We start from the raw sequence: 23,241 nt of genomic DNA on the forward strand, positions 1-23,241 counted from the left end.
TGACGCCATGTGCCGCCCCGAAGGGCGGCACTTTTCATTAGGCCTCCGGCGGATCAGGCAAGAGCCTTTTCGACGACCTCATAAACATTCGGCGAGAGCTTCTCGGCGCGGATGCGCTCGAGCTCGGCCTTCATCAGCGCCTGGCGGGTCTCGTCGAAGCGCGCCCAGCGGGTCAGCGGCGTGATCAGCCGCGCGGCGATCTCCGGGTTGAGGCGGTTGAGCTCGATCACCACGTCGGCCAGCAGCCGGTAGCCCGCGCCGTCGAGGCGGTGGAAGTTGACCCGGTTCTGGCCGGCGAAGGTGCCGACCAGCGCCCGCACCTTGTTGGGGTTCTTCAGCGAGAAGGCCGGGTGGGCCATCAGGAACTTGACGCGGTCGAGCACGTCGGGCTGCGGGCGGGTCACCTGGATGCTGAACCACTGGTCCATCACCAGGGTATCGTGGGCCCACTTCTCGCCGAAGGCCTTCAGGGCCGGCTCGCTGAACTCGTCGCGGCTGCTGTGGGTCAGCAGGGTCAGGGCGTGGCGCACATCGGTCATGTTGTGGTCCGCCGCGAACTGCGCCCGGGCGAGCTCGATCCCCTCCTCGTCCTCGATGGCCATCAGGTAGGAGAGCGCGACGTTCTTCAGGCTGCGCCGGGCGATCTGCTCAGGCGTCGGCGCATAGGGCTCGCCCCCCGAGTGCTCGAGGTGGTTCTCGCGGTAGACCCGCAGGAAGTCGTCGCGCAGCGCCAGGGCCAGCCCCTGCTTGACGAAGGTGCGCGCCGCGTGGATGGCATCCACGTCCACCAGCGGCTGCTGCTCGGCGATATAGGCCTCGCTGGGCAGCGTCAGCATCTCGGCCAGCACGGCCTTGTCGTCGGTCTCGGCGGCGAGCAGGCTGCGGAAGGCATCCACCACCCGGGTGTCCATCACCTTCTCCACGCCGTTGCGATGGGCGGCGATCAGGTCGTCCAGCGCCAGCAGGGCGAGGCGCTGGCCGGCGTCCCAGCGGTTGAAGCCGTCGGAGTCGTTGGCCAGCAGGAAGGCGAGGTCCTCGCGGCCGTAGGGGAAGCGCAGCTTCACCGGGGCCGAGAAGCCGCGCAGAAGCGACGGCACCGGGGCCTCGGCCACGTCGGTGAAGAGGAACTCCTGCTCCGCCTCGCGCAGGTGGATCACCGCATCGGTGCCCAGCGTCTCGCCGTCGAGGGTCAGCGGCAGGTCGCGCCCGCTCTTGGTGCCGACGAGGCCCAGGCGCACGGGGATATGCAGGGGGAGCTTGTCCGGCTGCCCCGGGGTGGCGGGGGTGCGCTGGGCCAGGCGCAGGCGGTACTCGCCGCGGGCGTAGTCATACTCGCCGAAGGCGTCGATCTCCGGCGTGCCGGCCTGGTCATACCAGCGCATGAACTGGGTCAGGTCGAGCCCCGAGGCCTCGGCCATGCAGGCCACGAAGTCCTCGATGGTCACCGCCTGGCCGTCGAAGCGCGCGAAGTAGCGGTCGCTGCCGGCCCGGAAGGCCGCCTCGCCCACCAGGTTGGCCAGCATGCGCACCACCTCGGCGCCCTTCTCGTAGATGGTCAGGGTGTAGAAGTTGCCGATCTCGATGTAGTGGTCCGGGCGCACCGGGTGGGCGGTGGGACCGGCATCCTCGGCGAACTGGGCGGTGCGGAAGAAGGAGACGTCCTCGATGCGCTTGACCGGGGCCGAGTTGATGTCGGCGGAGAAGCACTGGTCGCGGAAGACGGTGAAGCCCTCCTTGAGGGAGAGCTGGAACCAGTCGCGGCAGGTCACCCGGTTGCCCGACCAGTTGTGGAAGTACTCGTGGGCCACGATGCTCTCGACCCGCTGGAAGGCGGCGTCGGTGGCGGTGTGGGGGTGGGTCAGCACCGCCGCCGAGTTGAAGATGTTGAGCCCCTTGTTCTCCATGGCACCCATGTTGAAATCGTTCACCGCCACGATCATGAAGAGGTCGAGGTCATACTCGCGGCCATAGGCCTCCTCGTCCCATGCCATGGCGCGCTTGAGCGAGGCCATGGCGTGGTCGGTCTTGCCGAGGTTCTCCTCCTCGACCCAGATCTGCAGGGTCACCTCGCGTCCGCTCAGGGTGGTGAAGGTGTCCTCGACCTTCTTCAGGTCGCCGGCCACCAGCGCGAAGAGATAGCTCGGCTTGGGGTGCGGGTCCTCCCAGGTGGCGAAGTGGCGGCCATTCGGCAGCTGGCCGCGCTCCACCGGGTTGCCGTTGGAGAGCAGCACCGGCTCGCGCTCGGCGTCGCCGATCAGCGTGGTGGTGAAGGTCGCCATGACGTCGGGGCGGTCGGGATAGAAGGTGATGCGCCGGAAGCCTTCGGCCTCGCACTGGGTGCAGTACATGCCGTTGGACTGGTAGAGCCCCTCCAGGGCGGTATTGGCCTCCGGGGCGATCTCCACCTCGGTGTCGAGGTGGAAGCGCTCCGGCACACGATGGACGGTCAGTCCGCTCTCGCTCAGCGCATACTCATCCGCGTCGAGCGGCTCGCCATCCAGGGCGATGGCCTTGAGGGCCAGCCCCTCGCCGTGCAGCTGCAGCGGATCACCGGCCTCGCCCTCGGGATGGCGCTCCAGATGCAGGCGCGCCTTGACCCGGGTAGCGGCGGGGTCGAGGTCGAAGGTCAGCTCGGTGCGGGTCACGCGGTAGGCCGGGGGGCGGTAGTCGCTGAGATGGGTCGCCTGGGGATCGGACATTCGGGAAGCTCCTGTCGGAAATGGCTCCCATTGTACGGCGCCCGCCCCTTCTATCTCAAAGGCCTCTCAAAGACCTCTCAATGACCCCTCAGAGACCCACTCGACTCGCCCCCGCCCGACAGGCCGAGGCGGCCCCTGCTAGCGGCCGAGTGCCGGCTCGGGGCGGGTGATGATCCACAGGCCGAGCAGGGAGAGCCCGCCGATCAGCGCCAGCTTGAGCCACAGCAGGCTGACGGTGAGGGCCAGCACCAGCATGGAGAAGGCGAGCATGCCGGCGGCCAGGCACTTGGCATGGCGGGGAATCGCCCGCTCCCCTTCCCAGGCCACCACGGTGGGGCCGAAGCGCGGGTGCGCGCGGATCCACAGGGCGAAGCGGGGCGAACCCCTCGAGGCGGCCCACACCGCCAGCAGCATGAAGCAGGTGGTGGGCATCAGCGGCACGAAGACGCCGATCACGCCCAGACCGAAGCTGACCCAGGCGATGGCGATATAGACCAGACGTGCAAGCGTCGACATCCTGCGCTCCCTTGGCGACCTGCCTTCATTGAAGACCAACCGGGAGCGTCTGGCCAATCGCCGTGGACTATGGGGCCCTTAGTCGCGGAAGTTGTCGAACTGCAGCGGCAGGTCGGGGCCGCCCTCGCCGCGCAGCAGCGCCATCACCGCCTGCAGGTCGTCGCGCTTCTTGCCGGTGACGCGCACCTTCTCACCCTGGATCTGCGCCTGGACCTTGAGCTTGGACTCCTTGATGCGCTTGACGATCTCCTTGGCCTCCTTCTGGTCGAGGCCCTGCTTGAGGATCACCTCCTGGCGAGCCCGCACCCCGGAGAGCGCCGGCTCCTGGACGTCCATGCAGCGGGCGTCGATGCCGCGGCCGATCAGCTTTCCGCGCAGCACGTCGAGCATCTGCTTGAGCTGGAAATCCACCTCGGCCTCCAGCGAGACCGTCTCGCCGTTGAGTTCGAAGCTGGCGGTGACGCCCTTGAAGTCGAAACGGGTCTGGACCTCACGATTGGCCTGGTCCACGGCGTTGCTGGCCTCATGGCCGTCGAATTCGGAGACGATATCGAAGGAGGGCATGGCGGCTCCTGACTGTGGTTGGGAAGACGCCAGGATTCTATCAGCCCGCGACGCTCTCCGCGCCTGCCGGCAGCGCCTCGAGTACCTTGACCATCTGCCAGCCGGCACAGCCGTCCTCGTAGTACTCCGGCAGCCAGCGCTCCAGGCGAAAGCCCATGCGCCGATAGAGCCCCAGCGCTACCCGGTTGTCGGCACGCACCTCGAGCCCCAGCAGCGCACTGCCCCGGGCCCTGGCCTCGCCCTCCAGGCACTCGAGCAGCTGACGGCCGAGTCCCGTGCCGCGGGCCTCGGGATGCACGCAGAAGGAGTAGAGCCGCGCCCGGCAGCTGCCGTGGCGAAACAGCAGAATGCCGTAGCCCAGCAGGCGCGCCGGCGAGAGGTCCTCGGCCTCGCGCTCGACCACCCAGGTCGCGGCGTGGGCGCGGTTGAGCAGGTGCCAGAGCTGGCGGCGGCTGAAGCGGTCGCCGGTAAAGGCGCTCTGCTCCAGGCGATGGAGGGCGTCCAGATCCTGGGGCGTGGCCGGACGCAGTCGGGTGGTCATGGGGAGCTCCTGTGTCGATGGCGGTGATTCTGCGCAGCCCGGCCACGGCTGTCAGCGGCCAGCAACATGAAATCTTTTCACTGTGCCGGCCGATTGTCCGCCGCCGCCCCCTGCCGCATGCTGGGCGCGTTGTCTCCCCCTCTCCCTCTGTCCGGAAAGCGCCCCATGTGTCCCTTGCGAATCGTCGTCGACCGCCTCGACGACTGGCAGCCCTACTACCCCTCCGAGGACCTGATCACCGCCGCCGACTTCCTGGCCCAGGATCGCCGCCACCGGGCGAGCGAGGAGCAGGACCGCACCACCCACGTACTCAACCTGTGCGGCGAGCTCGATTACCTCGACAGCGGCTACTATGTCTCGCTGCTGGCCCAGGCCCGCGGTCAGCGGGTGCTGCCCACGGTGGAGACCCTCAACGAGCTGTCGCGCAAGGCGCTGATCGACCTGCAGCTGGACACCCTGGCACCGCTGCTCGGCGAGCTGGCCCGTGATGGCGCCCTGCCCGGCGATGCCCTGACCCTGCGGGTGCTGTTCGGCGAGTGCCGCGAGCCGGCGCTGGCGCGGCTCGCCCGCAAGCTGTTCGAGCGCCTGCCCTGCCCGCTGCTCGAGGCCAAACTGGTGCGCCGCCACGACCTCTGGCGGCTGGCACGCCTGCGCCCGCTGCGCCTGCGCGACCTGGCTGCGGACGAGCAGGACCTCTTCGCCAGCGCCCTGAACCGCCACTCGCGCCAGGTCTGGCGCACCCCCAAGGCGCGCCGCCGCTACCGCTTCGACCTGGCCATCCTGGTCGACCCGAAGGAGGCGCTGCCGCCCAGCAACCGCAGTGCCCTCAAGGCCTTCATCCGCGCCGGGCGCAAGCAGGGTATCGACGTGTCGCTGATCACCCGCCGCGACGCCGGGCGGCTGGCCGAGTTCGACGGCCTGTTCATCCGCGAGACCACGGCGCTGGACCACCACACCTATCGCATGGCGCGGCGCGCCGAGCACGAGGGGCTGGTGGTGATCGACTCGCCCCGGGACATCCTGCGCTGCACCAACAAGGTCTACCTGCACACCCTGCTGCGGGCCCGCGGCGTGCCGGCGCCGGAGGGGGTGCTGCTGCAGCGCGGCGATCGCCGCCCCCTGGCCGAGCGGCTCGGGCGTCTCGCCTTCCCGCTGGTGCTCAAGGTGCCGGACGGCGCCTTCTCCCGCGGCGTGGTCAAGGTGACCGACCAGGCCCAGCTCGAGCGCGAGGCCGCCCGCCTGTTCCGGGACTCCGCCCTGCTGCTGCTCCAGGAGTGGCTGCCCACCGAGTACGACTGGCGTATCGGCGTGCTGGACGGCCAGGTGCTGTTCGCCAGCCGCTACTACATGGCCCGCGGCCACTGGCAGATCTACGACCACTCCGGCGCCCGGGTGAAGAGCGGCGGCTTCACCACCCATGACCCCGCCGAGGCGCCGCCGGCGGTGATCAAGGCGGCGCTCAAGGCGTGCCGGCTGATCGGCAATGGCTTCTACGGCGTCGACCTCAAGCAGGCCGGCGAGCGGGTGGTGGTGATCGAGGTCAACGACAACCCCAACGTGGATGCCGGCATCGAGGATGCGGTGCTCGGCCGCACTCTCTATGAGCGCATCATGGGGGTGTTCCTGGCCCGCATGGAGGCGCGGGTGCGCCAGGGTGGCTGACGCGACCGGGCGGTTGGCGTAAGCTAGCCACCTTGGACAAACCCTGTACAGATACGGAGCCCCGATGAACGATCCCGACACCCGCCACCAGCAGGCGATGCAGAAACTCAAGGCCCACGTCGACGGCAAGGTCGCCGCCGCCACCGAGCAGCGCGGCCTGCTGCTGGTCTTCACCGGCAACGGCAAGGGCAAGACCACCGCCGCCTGGGGCACCGTGACCCGGGCCCTCGGCTACGGCTACCGGGTGGGGGTGGTGCAGTTCATCAAGGGCATGTGGGAGTGCGGCGAGCGCGAGCGGCTGGCCGAGGACCCCAACCTGGAGGTGGCCATCATGGCCACCGGCTTCACCTGGGACACCCAGAACCGCGAGGCCGACACCGCCGCCTGCCGGAAGGTGTGGGTGGAGGCCGAGCGCATGCTCGCCGATCCCGAGGTCTACCTGGTGGTGCTCGACGAGCTCACCTACATGCTCAAGTTCGGCTACCTGGATATCGAGACGGTGAAGCGCGCCATCGAGAACCGCCCGCCGGAGCAGACGGTGATCATCACCGGGCGCAACGCCCACCGCGAGCTCACCGCCATGGCCGACACCGTGACCGAGATGCAGGAGGTACGCCACGCCTTCAACGCGGGGGTACAGGCACGCCGCGGCATCGACTACTGAACACCTGCAACACCCATAAAAATCAATAACCTGGCTAATAACCCGCCGCTCCCGTCGCCAGCCGGCAACACCGTAACCCCCTGATCATCAAGCTTTCTTCCCATCCACGCTCGTTCTGTTGCCGCCTAGCGACGGAACGCGCGTGGCCGTCCCGCGACGCCGCCGGGCCACTCCTTCCAACGCCTTGATCTGCAAGGCTCTCCCTGACCTGGCCCGATTGTTGCTGCAGGGCCTCACCGCATGCCCAAGACGACCAGGCCCCTTTCGCACCGCCCTTCGCCATCGCCTGGCGAGGGGCCGGGGCGACACGCATGGAGAGGCCCATCAGCAAGGAGCAACGACGACCATGAGGATTACCATCTTCGGTTCCGGCTATGTAGGACTGGTGACCGGCGCCTGCCTGGCGGATGTCGGCCACGATGTCATCTGCGTCGACGTGGACGCCGACAAGGTCGCCCGACTCAACGACGGCGAGGTGCCGATCTTCGAGCCCGGCCTCGAGAGCCTGATCCGCCAGAACCAGGCCGCCGGTCGCCTGCGCTTCACCACCGACCCCGCCGAGGGCGTGGCCTTCGGGCTGCTGCAGTTCATCGCCGTGGGCACCCCCTCCGACGAGGACGGCAGCGCCGACCTGCGCCACGTGCTCAAGGTCGCCGAGACCATCGGCCAGCACATGACCGATTACCGGATCATCGTCAACAAGTCGACGGTGCCGGTGGGCACCGCCAGCAAGGTGGAGCGGGTGGTCGCCGCCGCGCTCGACCGTCGCGGCGAGGCGCTCGATTTCGATGTCTGCTCCAACCCGGAATTCCTCAAGGAGGGCGCGGCCATCGAGGACTTCTCGCGGGGCTCACGCATCGTGGTCGGCACCGAGTCGGAGCGGGTCAGGCAGGCCATGCGCGAGTGCTACGGCCCCTACAACCGCCAGCGCGACAAGCTGATGTTCATGGCGGTGCGCAGCGCCGAGCTGACCAAGTACGCGGCCAACGCCATGCTCGCCACCAAGATCAGTTTCATCAACGAGATCGCCAACCTCGCCGAGCGCCTGGGCGCCGATATCGAGGAGGTACGCCACGGCATCGGCTCGGACCCGCGCATCGGCTACCACTTCATCTACCCCGGCTGCGGCTACGGCGGCTCCTGCTTCCCCAAGGACGTCAAGGCGCTGGCCCACACCGCCGAGGCGGCCGGCTATCCCGCCGAGATGATCGGCGCGGTGGAGCGGGTCAACGCCCGCCAGAAGGGCCGACTGTTCGAGAAGGTGTGCGAGGCCTTCGACGGCCAGCTGGCCGGCAAGACCATCGCCCTGTGGGGACTGGCCTTCAAGCCCAACACCGACGACATGCGCGAGGCGCCGAGTCGCGCGCTGATGGAGGCGCTGTGGGAGGCCGGTGCCCGGGTCCAGGCCTTCGATCCCGAGGCCGCCGAGGAGTGTCGCCGGCTCTACGGCGAGCGCGACGACCTCGCGCTCTGCGCGCGCCGCGACGAGGCCCTGGAGGGCGCCCATGCGCTGGTGATCTGCACCGAGTGGAAGGCCTTTCGCACCGTCGACTTCGCCCGCCTGCGCGAGACCCTGCGCGAGCCGGTGGTGATCGACGGCCGCAACCTCTTCTCCCCCGAGAGCGTCAAGGCCGCCGGGCTCGCCTACTACGCCATCGGCCGGGGCGACTCCGTGCGCCCCGTCCTGGCCTGAGGCAGCGTGATGTCGAGACCACCCGTCGATCGCTCCGTCGCCAGCCGGGTGACGGAGCTCACCACCCTGCTGCTGATCCTGACCGCCCTGGTGGTGATCATCACCGAGCTCCCCGCGGAGGTCTTCAGCCCGGAGTCGAAGAGCTTCTTCTTCGCCATCGGGGCCGTGGGCGCCTGGCGCTACAGCTGGTGGCTGGTCCAAGCCGTGCGCTCGACCTGGTACAACCGGCGCCTCTTCCCGCGTCTGCGCGCCGAGGCGGACGCGGCGGCCGAGCACTCCCGGCCGCCGGAGCTCTACGTGCTCTGCACCTCCTACCGCATCGAGGGCGAGGTGAACTTCCGGGTCTACGACGCCCTGCTCCGCGAGCTGGTCGACTACGGGGTGCCCACGGTGCTGTTCGCCTCGATCTCGGACCGCACCGACGTCGACGTGATCACCCACGTGCTGGACGACCACGGCTGGCCCGACCACGTCGAGGTCCGCTACATGTTCCAGAAGGGGGACGGCAAGCGCTCCGCCATGGCCGAGGTGCTGCGGGCGATCTCGCGTCGCCTGCCCGCGCCGGGTTCCCTGCTGGTCTCCATGGATGGCGACATCCGCCTGGAGCCCGGCACCCTCGAGCGTTCGCTGTCGTTCTTCCAGGCCGACCCGGGGCTCGGCGCCCTGACCACCAACAACAGCGCCATCGTCACCGGCAACGATGCCACCCGCGAGTGGTACGACCTGCGCTATGCCCAGCGCCACCTGGTGATGAGCTCGCTGTCGGTCTCTCGGCGGCTGCTGGTGCTCACCGGCCGCTACAGCGCCTTCCGCGCCGACCTGGCGGTGCAGCCGGACTTCATCGACCTGGTCGAGAACGACCAGGTCGAGCACTGGCGCTTCGGCCGCTTCAAGTTCCTCTCCGGGGACGACAAGTCGACCTGGTTCTGGCTGCTCAAGAACGGCTGGCGGATGCGCTATATCCCCGACGTCTACGTCTCGGGCTACGAGGAGCTGCCCGACCGTCGGCGCTTCTTCGCCTCCACCACCGACCTGATGCGGCGCTGGTACGGCAACATGCTGCGCACCAGCAACCGCGCCATCGCCCTCGGGCCCCGCCCCATGGGGCTGTTCGCCTGGTGGAGCCTGGTCGACCAACGGCTTTCCATGTGGACCACCCTGATCGGCCCCACGGTGGTGCTCCTGGTGACGCTGTTCGTGCGCCCCTCGTTCCTGTTCGCCTACCTGCTGTGGATCCTCTTCACCCGCGGCATCGCCACCCTGATCCTGGCCTGGCAGCGGGGACGCTACAGCCTGCTGTGGATCCCGCTGATCTACTACAACCAGGTGTGGGGGGCGATCCTCAAGACCTACGTGAGCTTCCGCTTCAACCGCCAGAAGTGGTCGCGCCAGGGGATCTCCGCCGGCGAGCCCGACGACCCGGTCGCCGTCCGCCGTCAGCGCCGCATGGGCCATGTGCTGCACGGCTTCGCCTACGGCGCGCTGCTCTTCGTGCTGGTGCTCACCACCGGGGTGCTCAAGCCCCCCGACCGGATGTCGCTGGCCATCGCCCGGGACCAGGGCAACGGGGCCGAGGCGCCCGCCGAGAACGCCAACCGCTGGCTCGCCCAGGTGGCCACGACCGTGCCCGAGGGTGGCAGCGTGCGGCTTCCCAAGGGCGAGCTGCGGGTCAACGAGGCCCTGCTCGACCGCCTGGCCCAGAAGCCCGTGCGCGCCGAGCGCATCGACGGCGCCGACGGCCGGCTCGCCAGCACCCTCTCCCTGACCCCCGGGGTCGCCGAGCGCATCACGGGCCCGGAGGGAGCGCCCCTGGCCGAGACCACAGGCTGCCCCCCCGACGCGGGCTGCACCCTGACCCTGGACCAGCAGCGACTGACCCTCGTCAACGTACGCCTCAGGGTCGAGCCCGACCCCGTCATGGACGCCGTGAAGACGGCCGGCCCCTGAGCAAGGAGAACCAACGGATGGCTGACCATTTTTCCGATCCCCGCGATCAGGATCGACACGAACCGACCCTCGGCGATGTGCCCGGGGGCGCCCGGGAGCACGAGCGCCAGGTCCGCGGCGACCGGCTCCATCACGAACGCCGCGACGAGCGGCGCCATATCCGCGTCTCCCCGCCCTTCCGGGTGAGGCTGGCGGACGGCCGCACCCTGGACGGGGTCGATGTCTCCCTGGGCGGCTTCGCGCTGCACAGCGAGCACCCCTTCCATCCCGGCGAGCCGGTCAGGGCCTCGCTGCTGATGACCGCCGGTGCCAGCGAGCTGATCATCCCGGTGCATGCCGGCTGCCGCCGCGCCACCCCGGATCGGGACGGACGTGGCTACACGGCGGGCTTCGAGATCACCGACATCGAGCCGGGCCACCGCGAGCTGCTGCGCCAGGTGATCCGCAGCTGCCTGAGCGGACGCACCGCCAGCGTCGAGGCGATGATGGCCGGCGAGGACCCCCAGACGCCACGCCAGCGCCAGGCCGGAGTGAGCCAGCCGCTGCCCGCCTCACGCCCGCGGCGCGCCAGGCGCCGCTACGCGCTGCTGTTCGCCGCCATCGGCCTGCTGGGACTGGTGGTGGCCGCCACCGCCTACCGCAACTTCATGATGATCGAGCCGAGCTTCGCCGCGGTGACCGCGCCGCGCATCGACATCAGCGCCCCCGGGGCCGGCATCCTGGGGGCCCACGAGCTGCAGGCCGGCGACCGGGTCGAGCGGGACGCCCTGCTCACCCGGGTCGAGGACAGCGATCTGGAGTCGGACCTGATCCTGGCCGAGGCGGCCCAGCGCTACAACGACCGCCTGATCGAGAACCTGCGCGAGCACCTCGACGCGGGCAGCGAGGAGGTAAGCCTGGCCAACTCCTCCCAGCCGGCCAGCGGCGACACCCTCTCCTTCGAGTCGGTCTCTCCGGAGATCGCCCGGGCACGCATCGAGCAGTTCGAGACGGCCCGCGACTACGAGAGCTCGCGGATCACCGCCCTGCAGGCGCGCCAGGCCAGCAACGAGATCTACAGCCCCTGCGACTGCCTGGTGGCCTGGGCGCTCTCCAGCGCCGACGGCACCTACATCAACCAGGGCGAGCGGATCATGACGCTGATCCGCACCGGCGAGGATGACGTGCTGGTCGAGGCGCTGGTGCACATGAACGACATCGCCCGCATCGAGCCCAACCAGACCGCCTACCTCTCGCTGCCCAACGCCTCGGGGCCGATCCGCGCCCGGGTGCGCAACGTCGCCCTGGACGTGGAGCGCCAGCCGCGGGCCGGCTTCCCCAGCTGGGTCCGCCAGCAGCAGAACGTGGCCAGCGTGCTGCTGGTCCCCGAAACGGACCTGCCCGCCCAGAGCGTCGGCCAGCCGGTGGACGTGCGCTTCACCGATGCGCCGCTGCTGGGCGCCACCGCCGAGTGGGTCTGGCAGGGCGCCCGCGCGGTGATCCAGTTCGGCGACCGCATCTACCGGGCCGCCATGCAGGAAGACGACGCCTGACAGGAGACACCCCCCACCCCGCCGCCGCGGCACGGCCGCGACGGCATCCCCGAGGAGGCAGCATGTCACAGCACCCCCGTTCCCCCTCTCCAGACGCGCAGCGCCCCGGCCCGCAGCGCATCGTCTGCCTCGCCCTGGCGGGGCTGGCGTCGGCCTTGGCCCCGGCCACCGCACTGGCCGAGGGCGAGGCCCCGCCGAGGATTCCCGCGGTCGAGGCCTGCTCGACCCGCTACGTCGAGGTCGACGCCCCGCGCCCCGGCGCCGCCGCCGGGGGCCACGAGGCGATCCGCGAGGGCTTTGCCACCCATCGCCACTGGGGCACCGAGAAGAACGTCCAGCGCCTCGGCGCCGGCCAGACCGGCCTCGGCGAGCCCGGGCTTCGGGTCCACTATCCGGCGGGCAGCTCGTCGCCCGGCGATGAGCCCCGGGGCGGCGCCGGTTTCTACACCGAGCCGGCGGCGCTGGCCGGCGCCGAACAGGCCTGCCTGAGCTACCGGGTGCGCTTCGCGGAGGGCTTCGACTTCGTCAAGGGCGGCAAGCTGCCCGGCCTCTACGGCGGCGAGGCCCCCAGCGGCGGCGAGGCGGTGGACGGCGAGAGCGGCTTCTCCATGCGCCTGATGTGGCGCGAGGAGGGCCAGGGCGAGCTCTACCCCTATGTGGTGGACCGCGAGGGCGAGTCGCTGGGCCGCGGCGCCTGGCGCTTCCCCACCGGACGCTGGGTGACCGTGGAGCAGGAGCTCGAGCTCAACGACCCCGGGAAGGCCAACGGCGTGGCCCGGGTGTGGATCGACGGCGAGCCGGTGCTGGAGCAGGACGACCTGGTCTTTCGCACCGTGCCCGAGCTGACCATCGACGGCCTGATGTTCTCGACCTTCTTCGGTGGCACCGGCGGGGAGTGGCGCACGCCCCGCGACCAGCATGTGGACTTCGCCGCCTTCCGCCTGCATGCCCCGACGCCATGATCCTTCGCCCACCCGCTTCCCGCCGGAGAGCCGCCATGCCCTTGTGCAACCCCCTGTGCAAGCCCCAGAGCCAGCCCCTGCCCCGGGACCGACGCCGCGCCCCGACCCGCCTGCCCTCCCTGGCGCTGGCGCTGCTGCTCACCGGCCTGGCAGGCGGCGCCGGGGCCGAGGAGCTGCTCGGCCGCGAGGAGCGCGAGGCGCTGGATCTCTCGGCCTATCGGGTCACCGACCCGGATGCCGGCTACTTCGATGTGGCCGAGCGCATGGCCGAGCTTGAATCCACCGACAACGCCATCCTGCTGCAGGAACTCGACGAGTTCTCCCGCGGCCCGAGCTGCCAGCAGCTGCTGGCCTACGAGCCCATCACCACCCGGGTGCGGATTCCCGGCTACTACCCCAACCCGGAGGAGTGGGAGCTCGCCTCGGAGCCGCTGTTCCGCTTCGAGGACAGCGTCTCGCTGCTGGCCGGCGCCTTCGTCGCCAGCGGCGACAGCTACTACGCCGACTGCCTGGTGCGCTACCTGGACCACTGGGCCGAGGCCGAGGCGCTCACCGACTTCCACTACGACTCCACCCAGCCCCAGGCCTGGTTCGCCACCGAGTCGATGCTGTTTGCGGCGGGGCTGGCCTACGCCACGGTGCGCCCCTTCGTGGAGGGCCTGGAGGAGGAGCGCGAGCGGCTCGAGGCGTGGCTCAACGAGCTGGCCCACCTGCACGCCGAGATTCCCGGCGAGCCCGAGAACAGCTGCTGCAACAACCATTTCTACCGTCGTGCCCTCTACGGCAGCATCATCGGCGTGCTCACCGAGGACGACGAGCTGTTCCGCTTCGGCGTCAGCGCCGTCTACTCGGCACTGCACGACATGACCGAGGAGGGCGCCCTGCCCCTCGAGGTGAACCGCGGGCGCCGCGCCACCCACTACCAGAACTATGCCCTGCTCTACCTGGTGACCAACATGCAGGTGATCGCCCGCCAGGGCTACGAGGAGATCTTCGACCTGGAGATCGACGGCAACACCCTCCATGACGGCGTCGACTTCCTGTTCCGGATCCTCGAGGACCCGGCCGCGCTGGGCGATTTCGCCCCCCTCGAGCAGTACACCGGATTCCTCAAGGATCCCCAGTACTTCACCTGGATGGAGATCTACCAGGACCGCTTCGACGACCCGCGGGTCGCCGACTTCGTGCGCCGGGTCCGCCCGCTCTACAACCGCAGCGCCGGCGGGCACATGACCCTCTACCTGATGCCTCCCGATGCCCAGGCGCACATCTTCCAGGACGACGAACAGCGCCAGACCGAGGCCTTCCGCGGTCTCGGCGAGTCGTGACTCCCCCTTCCGCCGACGCAGAGGACCTTCCCATGACCCGGATCCGAACACCCCTCTCCACGCCCTCGAGACTGACGGCCTCCCTGGCCCTGCTGGCCCTGCTGAGCGGCTGCGGGAGCGCCGGCCTGTCGACCGACACCGCCCAGCCACAGGCCGAGGTGCCGGCCGAGTACCGCGACTGGTTCGGCTGGCGCCCGGAGGCCGAGATCGGCGGCGATGACTGGCAGCAGATCAATCGCGCCCAGGAGTTCATCGCGGAGGGACGCCACGCCGAGGCCATCGAGCGCCTCGAGCCGCTGATGGCCAGACATATCCCCCCGGCCTACTACGAGATGGCCAAGCTCCATGACGCCGGCCAGGGGGTCGAGCGCGACCCCGCCGAAGCGGCCCGACTCTACGGCCGCGCGATCGAACGTCCCTCGACGATCCGCGGCCAGGCCTCGCTCAACCTCGCCGAGCTCTACCTGGCGGGGGATGGCGTCGAGCAGGATGAACGGCTCGCCTTCCTGCTCCTCGACCAGGCGGTCAAGGAGGGGGTAGAGCGGGCCGAGCCGCGCCTCGCCGCCCTGCTCGCCGAGGGAGGCGAGCAGATCGGCCCCGACCCGGAACGGGCCCAGCGGCTCTATGAGCGGGCCGCCGGCCGGGACGAGCCCAACGCCCTCGAGGCCCTGGCCGAGGCCCACGGCCCAGGCGGGTGGCTGGAAACCGACCCCCAGCGCGCCCGGGACTACGCGACGCGCCTGGGGCGCGTGCTCGAGACCCGGGCCGAAGGGGGCGACACCGGCGCCATGCGCCGGCTCGCCGGCCTCTACGCCCCCGACGGCCTGCTCGACGACCGCCCCGAGCTGCGCCAGGAGTGGCTGGTACGCGCCGCCGATGCCGGCGACGAGGATGCCCTGGGCCACGCCGGCACCGCGCTGCTGCGCGGCGGCGACCCCCGGCAGGGCATGCAGCTGCTCGAGGAGGCCGCCGGCCGCGGCGACGTCGACGCCATGACCCGCCTGGGCCAGGCCCTGCTCGACCCCGACCTGGGGCCGACGCGACCGGCGGAGGCAAAACACTGGCTGGAGGCGGCGGTCGAAGCCGGGAGCGTCGACGCCATGGTGCTCCTCGGCGCGGCACTGCTCGAGGAAGCCGAGGAGCAGGCCCGCCTGATGGACGAGCCCGTACCGGCCGACCAACCGGGCGCCGCCCTGGCCGCCAATGCCCTCGCCACGCCCCCCGAGGTGGCGCGCGCCATCGAGCTCCTCGAGCAAGCCGCCGAGCAGGACGCGCCCCTGGCGCTGGCCCATCTCGGCGCGCTCTACCTGGACGATGGCCTGGTCCCCAGCCAGCCCTGGCTGGCCGTGGACTACCTCGAGCGCGGTCACGAACTCGGCCACCCCTGGGCCACCCAGCAGCTCGGCGCGGCCTACCTGGAGGGGCGCGGCGTGCCGGCCGACGGTCGCCGGGGCGAGGCGCTGCTCATCGAGGCCGCCGAACAGGGTCAGGCGAGCGCCCTGCGCCTGCTGGGCGACGCCTACCTGGAGGGCGAGGCGATCCCCTTCAACCCCGTCCGCGGCGAAGCGCTGCTGGAGCAGGCCGTCGAGGCCGGCGACAGCGCCGCCCTGACCGCGCTGGGCGAGGCCTACCTGACCGGGCCCCTCGAGGAGCAGCCGCAGCGCGGGCGCGCCCTGCTGGAGCAGGCCGCCCACGCGGGTGACGCCTACGCCATGGTGGTGCTGGGCCGCGCCTATCGCGAGGGCAGCGTGCTGCCGCGGGATCTCGACGAGGCCAGCCACTGGCTGAGCCGCGCCCGGGACGCCGGCCACGCCTCCGCCGAGGAGGCCATGGTCGGGGTCAACCGGGAGCGCGGCGCCCAGGGAGACATCAACGCGCTGATCGCTGCCGCCGAGGAGGGCCACCCGGGGGCCATGGCCGACCTGGGCCGTGCCTTCCGTGACGGCGAGGGCGTCCAGGCCAATCCCGAGGCGTCCCGCGCGTGGCTCGAGCGCGCCGCCAATGCCGGGCATACCGGGGCCCGGGCCGAGGTCGGCGAGATGCTGCTCGAGAGCGACCCCGAGCGCGGCCTGACCCTGCTGCAGGGGGCGGCCGAGGCGGGCCACGACGGGGCCCGGCTGCGGCTCGGCGAGGCGCTGCTGCGCGGCGAACACCTCGAACAGGATGCCGAGCAGGGTGTCGCCACCCTGCGTCCCGTCGCCGAGGCCGGCAACCCCCACGCCGCGCGGCTGCTGGGCCAGGCCTACCTGGAGGGCAACGGCGTCGAGGCCGACCCGGCGCAGGCCGCGGAGTGGCTGGACCAGGCGGCCCAGAGCGGCGATCTCTCGTCGCGGGCCAACCTGGGCCGTATCCTGCTGCGCGGCGAGGAGGGCATGCCGGAGGACATCGAGCGGGGCCAAGCCCTGCTCACGGAGGCCGCGGACGAGGGCCACCCCGGCGCCCAGGCCACCCTGGGGCGCGAGTACCTGCACGGCGAGCGCCTGGAGCGGGACAGCCGCCGTGGCGCCGACTACCTGCTCCAGGCCGCCCGCCAGGGGCACTCCAGCGCACGCCTGGCACTGGCCGAGGCCTACCTGGAGGCCAACGGGCTCGAGAGCGCCAACCGCGAGCAGGCGCTGCTGTGGCTGGAGGAGGTGATGGAGGCCGACAGCGACATGGCCCTCGAGACGCTCCACGACCTGCTCTCGGATGATCTCGCCGCAGCGCAGTGACGTCGTGACGTCGTGGCTCCTATACGCAGAAGGCCGGCACCAGGTGCCGGCCTTCTGCGTTGTCGCGCGGGCCGCGTGCGGCCCGTCGAGCCTCAGCCCTCGAAGGGGTTGCGCAGCACGATGGTCTCGTTGCGATCCGGGCCGGTGGAGATGATGTCGATGCTGACGCCCACCTTCTCCTCCAGGTAGCGGATGTAGGCGCGCGCGTTGGCCGGCAGGTCCTCGACGCGCTGGGCGCCCAGGGTCGACTCGCTCCAGCCCGGCAGGTCCTCGTAGAGCGGCTCGATGGCCTCATAGCCCTCGGAGTCCACCGGGGTGTCGAGCACATCGCCATCCTTGCTGCGATAGCCCACGCAGACGCGGATGTTCTCGAGGCCGTCGAGCACGTCGAGCTTGGTCAGGCAGATGCCCGAGACCGAGTTGATCTGCACCGCATGGCGCAGGGCCACGGCGTCGAACCAGCCGCAGCGGCGCGGGCGGCCGGTGGTGGCGCCGAACTCGTGGCCACGCTCGGCCAGGTGACGGCCGTGGTCATCGAACAGCTCGGTGGGGAACGGGCCGGAGCCGACCCGGGTGGTGTAGGCCTTGGTGATGCCCAGCACGTAGTCCAGGTAGAGCGGGCCGACGCCGGAACCGGTGGCGGTACCGCCGGCGGTGGTGTTGGAGCTGGTCACGAAGGGGTAGGTGCCGTGGTCGATGTCCAGCAGCGAGCCCTGGGCGCCCTCGAAGAGGATGTTTTCGCCCGCCTTGCGGTAGTCGTGGACCAGGCCCACGGTGTCACACACCATGGGGCGCAGCTCCTCGGCCATCTCCATGGCGCTGTCCAGCACCTGCTGGAAGTCCACCGGCTGCTCGCCGTGGTAGTTGACCAGCACGAAGTTGTGGTAGTCGAGCACCTCGCCGAGCTTGGAGGCGAAGCGCTCGCGGTGCAGCATGTCGCCCAGGCGCAGGCCGCGGCGGGCCACCTTGTCCTCGTAGGCCGGGCCGATGCCGCGCCCGGTGGTGCCGATCTTGGCCACGCCGCGGGCCTTCTCACGGGCCTGGTCGAGGCGCACGTGGTAGGGCAGGATCAGCGGACAGGCCGGCGACAGACGCAGGCGCTCACGCACCGGCACGCCCTTGGCCTCCAGCTCGCGGATCTCCTTGATCAGCGCGTCAGGCGAGAGCACCACGCCGTTGCCGATCACGCAGGTCTTGTCCTTGCGCAGGATGCCGGAGGGAATCAGGTGCAGGACGGTCTTCTCGCCGTCGATCACCAGGGTGTGGCCGGCGTTGTGACCGCCCTGGAAGCGCACCACGGCGGCGGCGGATTCGGTGAGCAGGTCGACGACCTTGCCCTTGCCCTCGTCACCCCACTGGGTGCCCAGTACGACTACGTTCTTGCCCATTGCTCTCTCGTCTCTCGTTGCCGCGCGGCGGCAGGCCGTCGCGCCCAAGGTTTAACCCAGTCTACAGTGCCACGGCCTGCCAGTGGCCATCGATCAACACCAGCTCACGGTCGCAGCGATGCTCGGCCGGTCCGGTGCGCTGCCCCGGCAGGGCCTGGACCACCCGCTCGCCCTGCCCGCGCAGGGCCACCACGGTCTCGTGCAGGCCCTCGCCCTCGGCCGGCGCCCAGATGCCGTCGCACGGCGGCTCCGAGGGGCTGAGCCCCGCCAGCAGCTTGAGGTCCATGGAGAAGCCGGTGGCGGGCCGGGCGCGCCCGAAGGCGCGTCCGGTGTCGTCATAGCGGCCGCCCTTGGCCAGCGCCTGGCCGTAGCCGGGCACATAGGCGGCGAACATCATGCCGGTATGGTAGGCGTAGCCGCGCAGCTCGCCCAGGTCGAAGTAGGGCGCCACCTCCGGGTGGCTGGCCAGCACGCCCTGATGCAGGGCGCGCAGCTGCTCCAGCGCCGCGCCCACGGCGGCGGGCGCCTCGGCGAAGGCCTCGCGGGCCTCCTCGAGCACCTCGGCACCGCCGTGCAGGCGGCCCAGCGCCAGGAACATCTCGGCCAGGGCCGGATCCTCGACGCTCTCGGCGACCCGCTCGGCGATCTCGCCGGGGCTCTTCAGCTCCAGGGCCTCGAACAGGGCTCGCTCGGCGTCGCCCGCCAGGCCCGCCGCCTCCACCAGGCTGCGGTAGATGCCGATATGGCCCAGCGCCAGGTGAATCTCGCCGGCGCCGGCGGCGGTAAGGCTGGCCAGCGCCAGGTGGAGGATCTCCAGGTCCGCCTCGATGCCGGCGTGGCCGAACAGCTCCACCCCCACCTGCACCGGGCTGCGGCCGCCCTGGTGCTGGTCGGCGGTGGCCCGCAGCACGTTGGTGCAGTAGCAGAGGCGCACCGGCCCCTGGCGCTTCAGGGAGTGGGCGTCCATGCGCGCCACCTGGGGGGTGACGTCGGCACTGATGCCCATCATGCGTCCGGTGAGCTGGTCGGTGAGCTTGAAGGTCTGCAGGGCCAGGTCGGAGCCGGTGCCGGTGAGCAGGGAGTCGAGAAACTCCGCGGTGGGCGGCATCACCTGGTCGTAGCCCCAGCGGTGGTAGAGGTCGAGCAGCGCGCGGCGCAGCTCCTCCATCCGGCTTGCCTGAGGCGGCAGCACCTCGTCCATGCCGTCGGGCAGCAGCCAGCGGTCAGCGATGGTCATGTGAATCATCCTGCTAGGCAGTGAAAATGGCCGTGAAGCCGTATGACAGGCGCTCGAGCCGAGGCCTCGGCGAGCGTCTCACGTGCAACAGGGCCTGCGCGGTCTTGCGACAGGCGGCCACAAAAAAACCGGGCCACGCCCGGTTGCAGGAGTCTACCACGTTTGCGCCGGGGATGAACCCCGGCGCGTCTCGCTGTCACTCCGCGCCGGAGGGCATGGCGCTCTTCAGGTAGCGGAAGAAGTCGCTGGAGGGATCCAGCACCAGCATGTTGCCGTCACCCTGGAAGCTCTCGCGGTAGGCGTTCAGGCTGCGCCAGAAGGTGAAGAACTCCTGGTCCTGGGAGTAGGACTCCGCGAAGATCGCCGCGGCCTCGGCATCACCCTCACCGCGCAGGGTCTCGGCCCGCTCGGTGGCCTGGGCCAGCAGCACCTGGCGACGACGGTCGGCGTTGGCGCGGATGCGCTCGGACTCTTCCTGACCCTGGGCGCGCCACTCGCGGGCCTCCCGCTCACGCTCGGAGCGCATGCGCTCGAAGACCGCGGCGGAGACATCGTCGGGCAGGTCGATGCGCTTGACGCGCACGTCGACGATAGCGACACCCAGCTCCTCGCGCAGCAGGGCATCGAGGTCCTGGGTCGGGCCGATCATCAGATCGTCGCGGCGCTCGGCGATGATCTGCTGGAGGTCCAGGCGACCGAACTCGTTACGCAGGCTCTCGTCGACCCGCGGCTGGATCAGGCGCACGGCCATCATCTCGTCGCCGGCGGTGGCCTCGTAGTAGCGGGTCGGATTGACCACCTGCCACTTGACGTAGGAGTCGACGATCACCGCCTTCTGCTCCAGGGTCAGGTAGCGGCTGGTGTCGGTGTTCAGGGTCAGCACCCGGGTGTCGAACTTGCGCACCGTCTGGGTGATCGGCACCTTGAAGTGCAGGCCCGGCTGGATGTTCTCCTCGATGACCTCACCGAAGCGCAGCTTGACGGCACGTTCGGTCTCGTCGACCACGTAGAGGCTGTTGCTGGCCAGCCAGGCCACGGCGGCCAGGCCGCCGACGATGAGCAGGGAACGATTGTTGATCATTTAGCGGCCCTCCCTGCGGATTCCACTGTTGCTGCTGCTCGAGGTGGTCTGGCCGGAGCGCAGACGCTCCAGGACCCGCGGGTCGAGCTCGCCCTGCTCGCCCAGGCGCTCGCCGGAGGCCGAGGTGCCGCCGCTGCCGCCGCCGTTGCCCATCTGGTCGAGGGGCAGGTACATCAGCGGGCTGTCGGAAGCCACGTCCACCAGGACCTTGGGCGTGCTGCCGAAGACATCGGCGATGGCATCCAGGTAGAGACGCTCGCGCATGATCGCCGGCGAGTTCTGGTACTGGGAGAGCAGCGCGTTGAAGCGGTTGACCTGACCACGGGCCTCGGCCACCACCGACTCGCGGTAACCCTGACCCTGCTCGACCAGGCGCTGCGCCTGACCCTGGGCCTCGGGGATGATGGCGTTGGCGTAGGCCATGCCCTGGTTGATGGTCCGCTGGCGGTCCTCACGGGCCCGGATGACGTCGTCGAAGGCGTCGATGACCGGGGCCGGGGCCGAGGTGGACTCGATGTTGATGGTCTGCAGGCGGATGCCGGTGCCGTAGCTGTCCAGGTAGGACTGCAGACGGCTGGACACGGAGCTGCCGAGGATCTCACGACCGGAGGTCAGGATCTCGATCATGTCGGTGCCGCCGACCACGTGGCGCAGGGCGGAATCCAGCGCGTTCTCGATGGAGAGCTGCGGGTTGCGCACGTTGAGCACGAAGTCGCGGGGGTTGGCGACCTGGTACTGGGCCGAGATCTCGACCTCGACGATGTTCTCGTCGCGGGTCAGCATCGACTGGGTCTGGGTCAGCGAGCGCACGCGGGTCACGTTGACCATGCGCACGTCGTCGATCAGCGGCGGGTTCCAGTGCAGGCCGGGGCTGACCACTTCCTGGAACTTGCCGAAGCGCAGCACCACGCCCCGCTCGGACTGGTCCACCAGGTAGAAACCGGAGGCCGCCCAGATCGCCAGCGCCACCACGACCAGCAGGCCAGGCAGCGCGAAGGTGTTGCGCGGCTTGCCGCCTCCCCCCTTGCCGCCCTTGCCGCCGCCCTTGCCGCCGCGGCCGCCGAGCATGCCGTTGAGCTTGTCCTGAAACTTCTTCAGGGCCTCATCGAGGTCGGGTGGGCCCTGGTTGCCGCCGCGGTTGCCACCGCCGCCACCATTGCCACCGCCTCCGTTGCCGCCGCGTCGGCCACCACCACTCCAGGGGTCGTGCTGGTTGCCACCGCCACCAGGCTCATTCCAGGCCATAGGTCTTCTCCACTATGCGTTACTGCCCCGGCCGGCAAGCCGGCCGGGGCCTCGGTTGCGATCCTGTCGGCGCCCCTCCATCCGGGACGGTGGCGCCCGTCGTCCATGTCGTCGTTGTTAACAGCCGCCCGCTGCTAGTCTGCCCCCTGCTCTTCCCAGGCCTCGCGGTCGTGCAGGGCCTCGGGGAGATAATCATCGGCGCGCTCGCCGAGTCGCGACATCAACTGCAGGAAGTCGCGCCGCGGCAGGCGCACCTGCAGCCGGGTGTCGCCCTGCTCGTCGAAGGCCTCTTCACGCACCGCCCCCAGTTCGTGAAGGGCCGCACGCAGGCGGCCCTGGGCCGGCCCCAGGCTGAGGGAGAAGTCGAGGACATCGTCCGCCAGCCGCTCGGCCAGGGCCTGGGCCAGCAGGTCCAGCCCCCTGCCCTCCTGCGCCGAGAGCCACACCACCTCGGGGCGCCCCTCGCCGTCGCGCTCGATGCGCGGCGCGCTGTCGAGCAGGTCGATCTTGTTCATCACCTTGAGCATCGGCACCTCGAGGGCGCCGATCTCGTCGAGCACCAGCTCGACCTGCTGCACGTTGAGCTCGCGGTCCGGGTCGGCGGCATCGATCACATGCACCAGCAGGGTCGCCTCGGCGGCCTCCTGCAGGGTGGCGCGAAACGCCTCCACCAGCTTGTGGGGCAGGTGGCGGATGAAGCCGACGGTATCGGCCAGCACCACCGGGCCCACGTCCTCGACCTCCAGGCGCCGCAGCGTCGGGTCGAGGGTAGCGAAGAGCTGGTCGGCCGCATAGACCTCGGAGGAGGTCAGGGCGTTGAAGAGCGTTGACTTGCCCGCGTTGGTGTAGCCCACCAGGGAGACGCTGGGAATCTCGGCCCGGGCCCGGGAGCGACGGTTCTGCTCGCGCTGGCCGCGCACCTTGTCGAGGCGCTTGTGGATCGACTTGATGCGGGCGCGCAGCAGGCGGCGGTCGGTCTCCAGCTGGGTCTCGCCGGGACCGCGCAGGCCGATACCGCCCTTCTGGCGCTCCAGGTGGGTCCAGCCGCGTACCAGGCGGGTCGACATGTATTCCAACTGGGCGAGCTCCACCTGCAGCTTGCCCTCGTGGGTACGCGCCCGCTGGGCGAAGATATCGAGGATCAGGCCGGTGCGGTCGAGCACCCGGCACTTGAGCTCACGCTCGAGATTGCGCTCCTGGGAGGGGCTCAGGGCGTGGTTGAAGATCACCAGCTCGGCACCGTGCACCGTCTTGGCCTCGCGGAGCTCCTCCAGCTTGCCGGAGCCCACGAAGGTACGCGGATCCGGCCGCTGACGGCTGCCGGTCAGCAGGGTGGCCGGCACGGCGCCGGCGGAGCGGACGAGCTCGAGGAACTCGCCTGCATCCTCGCGCTTCTGTTCGTCCTGGAAGTCCACATGGACGAGGACGGCCGTTTCACCGGCGTCGGGGCGTTCAAAAAACAATCACTACC

At 70.3% G+C, this 23,241-nt stretch carries 17 protein-coding genes; 8 read left to right on the forward strand and 9 right to left on the reverse strand.

Features of this window, described 5'->3' with window-relative positions; genetic code table 11:
* Positions 1-53: 53 nt before the first annotated feature.
* The 4 genes from pepN to HIR79_RS14480 all read right to left on the reverse strand — a co-directional run bounded on the left by pepN (position 54) and on the right by HIR79_RS14480 (position 4,320).
* Positions 54-2,699, reverse strand: a complete 2,646-nt coding sequence (pepN, locus tag HIR79_RS14465; protein WP_169958873.1) for an aminopeptidase N — start codon at positions 2,697-2,699, stop codon at positions 54-56.
* A gap of 138 nt (positions 2,700-2,837) precedes the next feature.
* Entirely contained in the window at positions 2,838-3,215 is a 378-nt protein-coding gene (locus HIR79_RS14470) for a YbaN family protein (protein ID WP_110069342.1), read from the reverse strand.
* A 78-nt stretch (positions 3,216-3,293) separates the two neighbouring features.
* On the reverse strand, positions 3,294-3,779 hold the full coding sequence (locus tag HIR79_RS14475) for a YajQ family cyclic di-GMP-binding protein (RefSeq protein WP_169958874.1): 486 nt from the start codon (positions 3,777-3,779) through the stop codon (positions 3,294-3,296).
* A 40-nt stretch (positions 3,780-3,819) separates the two neighbouring features.
* Complete coding sequence (locus HIR79_RS14480; protein WP_169958875.1) at positions 3,820-4,320, reverse strand: GNAT family N-acetyltransferase; 501 nt, start codon at positions 4,318-4,320, stop codon at positions 3,820-3,822.
* A gap of 165 nt (positions 4,321-4,485) precedes the next feature.
* On the opposite strand from HIR79_RS14480, the gene HIR79_RS14485 reads away from it, so the two are divergent.
* The 8 genes from HIR79_RS14485 to HIR79_RS14520 all read left to right on the forward strand — a co-directional run bounded on the left by HIR79_RS14485 (position 4,486) and on the right by HIR79_RS14520 (position 16,819).
* Positions 4,486-5,982: a RimK family ATP-grasp domain-containing protein gene (locus tag HIR79_RS14485; protein WP_110069339.1), complete on the forward strand. Its 1,497-nt coding sequence runs from the start codon at positions 4,486-4,488 to the stop codon at positions 5,980-5,982.
* Between the two features lie 64 nt (positions 5,983-6,046).
* Positions 6,047-6,646 (forward strand): cob(I)yrinic acid a,c-diamide adenosyltransferase, encoded by a 600-nt coding sequence (cobO, locus tag HIR79_RS14490; RefSeq protein ID WP_169958876.1) that lies wholly within the window; start codon positions 6,047-6,049, stop codon positions 6,644-6,646.
* A 346-nt stretch (positions 6,647-6,992) separates the two neighbouring features.
* Complete coding sequence (locus HIR79_RS14495; protein WP_169958877.1) at positions 6,993-8,339, forward strand: UDP-glucose dehydrogenase family protein; 1,347 nt, start codon at positions 6,993-6,995, stop codon at positions 8,337-8,339.
* A 9-nt stretch (positions 8,340-8,348) separates the two neighbouring features.
* The gene (locus HIR79_RS14500; protein WP_169958878.1) at positions 8,349-10,286 is read left to right on the forward strand and encodes a glycosyltransferase; all 1,938 of its coding nucleotides are present in this window, start codon (positions 8,349-8,351) and stop codon (positions 10,284-10,286) included.
* 17 nt (positions 10,287-10,303) lie between these two features.
* Positions 10,304-11,818 carry an alginate biosynthesis protein Alg44 gene (locus HIR79_RS14505; protein WP_169958879.1) on the forward strand — a complete coding sequence of 505 codons (1,515 nt, stop codon included), beginning with the start codon at positions 10,304-10,306 and terminating at the stop codon, positions 11,816-11,818.
* 62 nt (positions 11,819-11,880) lie between these two features.
* Positions 11,881-12,780 carry a polysaccharide lyase gene (locus HIR79_RS14510; RefSeq protein ID WP_205527642.1) on the forward strand — a complete coding sequence of 300 codons (900 nt, stop codon included), beginning with the start codon at positions 11,881-11,883 and terminating at the stop codon, positions 12,778-12,780.
* Between the two features lie 35 nt (positions 12,781-12,815).
* Positions 12,816-14,108 (forward strand): alginate lyase family protein, encoded by a 1,293-nt coding sequence (locus HIR79_RS14515; protein ID WP_169958880.1) that lies wholly within the window; start codon positions 12,816-12,818, stop codon positions 14,106-14,108.
* Positions 14,109-14,140: 32 nt separating this feature from the next.
* Positions 14,141-16,819 (forward strand): tetratricopeptide repeat protein, encoded by a 2,679-nt coding sequence (locus HIR79_RS14520; RefSeq protein WP_169958881.1) that lies wholly within the window; start codon positions 14,141-14,143, stop codon positions 16,817-16,819.
* A gap of 92 nt (positions 16,820-16,911) precedes the next feature.
* Here HIR79_RS14520 and HIR79_RS14525 read toward each other — a convergent pair whose 3' ends face one another.
* From HIR79_RS14525 to hflX, 5 genes are all read right to left on the reverse strand, one after another.
* A complete protein-coding gene (locus tag HIR79_RS14525; RefSeq protein ID WP_119021643.1) occupies positions 16,912-18,207 on the reverse strand; it encodes an adenylosuccinate synthase in 1,296 nt (431 codons plus the stop codon).
* Positions 18,208-18,268: 61 nt separating this feature from the next.
* On the reverse strand, positions 18,269-19,444 hold the full coding sequence (locus tag HIR79_RS14530; protein ID WP_110069336.1) for an ATP phosphoribosyltransferase regulatory subunit: 1,176 nt from the start codon (positions 19,442-19,444) through the stop codon (positions 18,269-18,271).
* 196 nt (positions 19,445-19,640) lie between these two features.
* Entirely contained in the window at positions 19,641-20,525 is an 885-nt protein-coding gene (gene hflC, locus HIR79_RS14535) for a protease modulator HflC (RefSeq protein ID WP_169958882.1), read from the reverse strand.
* Positions 20,526-21,770, reverse strand: coding sequence for an FtsH protease activity modulator HflK (gene hflK / locus HIR79_RS14540; protein WP_169958883.1), 1,245 nt, complete (start codon positions 21,768-21,770; stop codon positions 20,526-20,528). It abuts the gene before it with no gap.
* 134 nt (positions 21,771-21,904) lie between these two features.
* Complete coding sequence (gene hflX / locus HIR79_RS14545; protein WP_169958884.1) at positions 21,905-23,233, reverse strand: ribosome rescue GTPase HflX; 1,329 nt, start codon at positions 23,231-23,233, stop codon at positions 21,905-21,907.
* Positions 23,234-23,241: the final 8 nt, after the last annotated feature.

The organism is Halomonas sp. PGE1, from assembly GCF_013000985.1.
GTDB classification, from domain to species: domain Bacteria; phylum Pseudomonadota; class Gammaproteobacteria; order Pseudomonadales; family Halomonadaceae; genus Halomonas; species Halomonas alkalicola.

Coding starts and splice junctions, on each gene's coding strand:
- pepN (WP_169958873.1), bottom strand. CDS start 2,699: ATGTCCGATCCCCAGGCGACCCATCTCAGCGACTACCGCCCCCCGGCC.
- hflC (WP_169958882.1), bottom strand. CDS start 20,525: ATGATCAACAATCGTTCCCTGCTCATCGTCGGCGGCCTGGCCGCCGTG.
- HIR79_RS14470 (WP_110069342.1), bottom strand. CDS start 3,215: ATGTCGACGCTTGCACGTCTGGTCTATATCGCCATCGCCTGGGTCAGC.
- HIR79_RS14525 (WP_119021643.1), bottom strand. CDS start 18,207: ATGGGCAAGAACGTAGTCGTACTGGGCACCCAGTGGGGTGACGAGGGC.
- HIR79_RS14505 (WP_169958879.1), top strand. CDS start 10,304: ATGGCTGACCATTTTTCCGATCCCCGCGATCAGGATCGACACGAACCG.
- HIR79_RS14515 (WP_169958880.1), top strand. CDS start 12,816: ATGCCCTTGTGCAACCCCCTGTGCAAGCCCCAGAGCCAGCCCCTGCCC.
- HIR79_RS14530 (WP_110069336.1), bottom strand. CDS start 19,444: ATGACCATCGCTGACCGCTGGCTGCTGCCCGACGGCATGGACGAGGTG.
- cobO (WP_169958876.1), top strand. CDS start 6,047: ATGAACGATCCCGACACCCGCCACCAGCAGGCGATGCAGAAACTCAAG.
- HIR79_RS14520 (WP_169958881.1), top strand. CDS start 14,141: ATGACCCGGATCCGAACACCCCTCTCCACGCCCTCGAGACTGACGGCC.
- hflK (WP_169958883.1), bottom strand. CDS start 21,770: ATGGCCTGGAATGAGCCTGGTGGCGGTGGCAACCAGCACGACCCCTGG.
- HIR79_RS14510 (WP_205527642.1), top strand. CDS start 11,881: ATGTCACAGCACCCCCGTTCCCCCTCTCCAGACGCGCAGCGCCCCGGC.
- HIR79_RS14480 (WP_169958875.1), bottom strand. CDS start 4,320: ATGACCACCCGACTGCGTCCGGCCACGCCCCAGGATCTGGACGCCCTC.
- HIR79_RS14500 (WP_169958878.1), top strand. CDS start 8,349: ATGTCGAGACCACCCGTCGATCGCTCCGTCGCCAGCCGGGTGACGGAG.
- HIR79_RS14475 (WP_169958874.1), bottom strand. CDS start 3,779: ATGCCCTCCTTCGATATCGTCTCCGAATTCGACGGCCATGAGGCCAGC.
- HIR79_RS14485 (WP_110069339.1), top strand. CDS start 4,486: ATGTGTCCCTTGCGAATCGTCGTCGACCGCCTCGACGACTGGCAGCCC.
- HIR79_RS14495 (WP_169958877.1), top strand. CDS start 6,993: ATGAGGATTACCATCTTCGGTTCCGGCTATGTAGGACTGGTGACCGGC.